Origin of the sequence: Vulcanococcus sp. (assembly GCF_044369115.1) — a bacterium.
In the GTDB taxonomy this organism is placed as follows: Bacteria; Cyanobacteriota; Cyanobacteriia; order PCC-6307; family Cyanobiaceae; genus Vulcanococcus.
Window position 1 is genome coordinate 1 of sequence record NZ_JBIPMN010000255.1, and the last position, 2580, is coordinate 2580.

Genomic DNA, 2580 nt, shown 5'->3' on the forward strand with positions numbered 1-2580 from the left:
CCCGCAGCTCCTCCAGCAGGGCCTCCACGGCGGCTTCGGAGTCGGCCATCTTGGCGGCCAGGCTCACTTCGGCCCAGTTGGCATAGCCCAGGCGCCGTGCCTGGTCGCCCCGCAGCGTGAGGATGCGCTCGATCAAGGGCCAGTTGTTGAGCTCACTGCCCGCCTGGCCGGAGGCGCGGCTCACATGGGCCCGGTACACCTGCTCCCGCAGATCGCGGCGGCGGCTGTATTTGAGGAAGGGGGCGTAGCGGGGCATATCCAGCCCCAGCAGCCATGGGCCTGCTTCTGCGGAGGCCTCGCTGTCTCCGGCCTGGCGGGCGGCTTGCGCCAGCTGATCCAGCAGGCTGGCCGGTAGGCCATCCACCTGCTCCCGCTCTGTGAGCTTGAGGGTCCAGCCATTGGTGGCATCGAGCACCTGATTGCCGAAGCGGGTGGAGAGCTCCGCCAGCTCCTGGCTGGCGCTGTTGAACGCTTCCTGCTCGCTGCCGCTCAGGCCCACGCCGCGCAGCTGCATGTCTCGCACTTCCGCCGCGAGGATGCGCTGCTGGGCTGCATCGAGCTCAGTGCCGTGCCGCTGCAGCTGCTCCAGCGCCTTGTAAATCACTTGGCTCTGGCCAGCTCTGTTGCCGAACTGCACCACCGCGGCCTGCTGGGCCGCGTGGGCTTCACGCAGCTCAGGGCTGTTGCACACGCCGTTCAGGTGGCTCACCACGCCCCAGCTCCAGCGCAGCCGCTCGCCCAGCCGCTGCAGCGGATCCATCACCGCACTCCAGCTCAGGGGAGTGCCGCTCTCCAAGGCACTGCCCAGCTGCTCCTCCAGGCCTGTGAGCTCGGCATCCAGCTCCTGGATCAGCTGAGGGATGTGGGCGGACACCGCTTCCGGAGTCATCGCCTCAAAGTTGGGAAGGCCCTCGCCCCGCAGGATCTCAGGGAGGGCTGCGCTGGAGCTGCTCATGGGGCCTGGAACGCGCTGCGGTTTGCCAAGGCCCATTCCAGCCTGCCGATGGCTTGCGCTGCTGATCAGCCCAGGGCGGGAAGCCGAAGCGCCACCAGCGCAACCTGGGCCAGGTTGTCGGAGAGGGCGGTGGTGGAGGCCTCGTAGAGATCAATAGCCACCCGCGGCCAGAAGCCGATCACCAGGGTCGGCACCACCAGGGTGAGGCCGATCACCAGTTCGCGCGGCTTCATATCGCCGACTACGGCCAGAGCCGGGATCCTTGGGCCAAAGAACACCCGCCGGCAGAGGCTCAGCAGGTACACCGGGGTGAGCACCACACCGATGGCTGCAAGCACCACGGCAATCACGCGGAAGGCCACGGTGAAATCGGCATTGCTGGTGAGGCCGAGGAACACGGTGATTTCGCTCACGAAGCCGCTCATGCCGGGCAGGGCGAGCGAGGCCAGTGAGCTGGCCAGGAAGAAGGCGAAGGTGATCGGAAGCACCTTGGCCAGGCCGCCCATGTTGGGGATCGAGAGGGTCTTGGTGCGCTCGTAGAACACACCGGTGACGAAGAACATCGCCGCGGCGATCAGGCCATGGCTGATCATCTGCAGCATCGCGCCGCTCATGCCGAGGCTGTCGATGGCGCCGATGCCCAGCAGCACAAAGCCCATGTGGCTCACGGAGCTGCAGGCGATCCGCCGCTTCACGTTGTCTTGGGCGAAGGCGTTGAGGGCGCCGTACACGATGTTCACGATGCCCAGCACAACAAGCGCCGGTGCCAGCACCAGGTGGGCTTCCGGGAGCATCTGCACGTTGAAGCGCAGCAGGGCATAGCCGCCCATCTTCAGCAGCACCCCTGCCAGCAGCATCGACACCGGCGCATTGGCCTCGCCGTGGGCATCCGGCAGCCAGGTATGCAGGGGGAACATCGGCAGCTTCACGCCGAAGCCCACCAAGAAGCCCAGGTAACAAAGCAGGCCAAAGGTTCCGCCCGGGGAGCGGGCGATCAGTTCGCTCAGGTTGAGAGTGAAGGGGCCGTTCAGGGCCAGGGCCAGGCCGCTCACCAGGATCAGCAGCGAAGCGGTTGCCGTGTAGAGGATGAATTTGGTGGCGGCGTACTGGCGCTGATGGCCGCCCCAGATGGCGATCAGCAGGTAAACCGGCACCAGTTCCAGTTCCCAGGCCAGGAAGAAGAGCAGGAAGTCTTGGGAGAGGAACACCATTGCCTGGGCAGAGGCCTGCACCAGGAGCAGCGCGAAGTAGAGGCGCGATTTTTTCTGGATGTTCCAGCTGGCGGCCACCGAGAGCAGCGTCACCAGACCCGAGAGCACCACCAGGGGAGCCGAGAGCCCATCGGTGGCCAGCGACCACTCGAGGCCGATGGCGGGCACCCAGGCGAAACGTTCCACCAGCTGCAGCCCAGCGATGGAGCCGTCGTAGTGCTGGCTGAACACAAACAACATCAGCCCCAGGTCCACCAGCAGGGTGACCAGGGCAATGGTGCGAGGCAGTTTGGGGTCGGTGCCGTCGCCCGGCAGCAGCATCAGCAGCGGCGCCACCGCCACCGGCAGCAGCGTGATCAGGCTGAGCCAGGGGAAGCTGGCGGGGCCAACCAGCAGACCTTCCGCCACGGCGGC

The 2580-nt window shown here is 66.5% G+C and carries 2 protein-coding genes; both read right to left on the reverse strand.

Annotated elements, in window-relative coordinates; all coding sequences use genetic code 11:
* The coding region (locus ACIQ2E_RS14095; protein WP_398331887.1) for a M3 family metallopeptidase at positions 1-955 on the reverse strand (955 nt) is incomplete at its 3' end.
* Between the two features lie 65 nt (positions 956-1020).
* The gene (locus tag ACIQ2E_RS14100) at positions 1021-2574 is read right to left on the reverse strand and encodes an NAD(P)H-quinone oxidoreductase subunit 4 (protein ID WP_398331890.1); all 1554 of its coding nucleotides are present in this window, start codon (positions 2572-2574) and stop codon (positions 1021-1023) included.
* Positions 2575-2580: the final 6 nt, after the last annotated feature.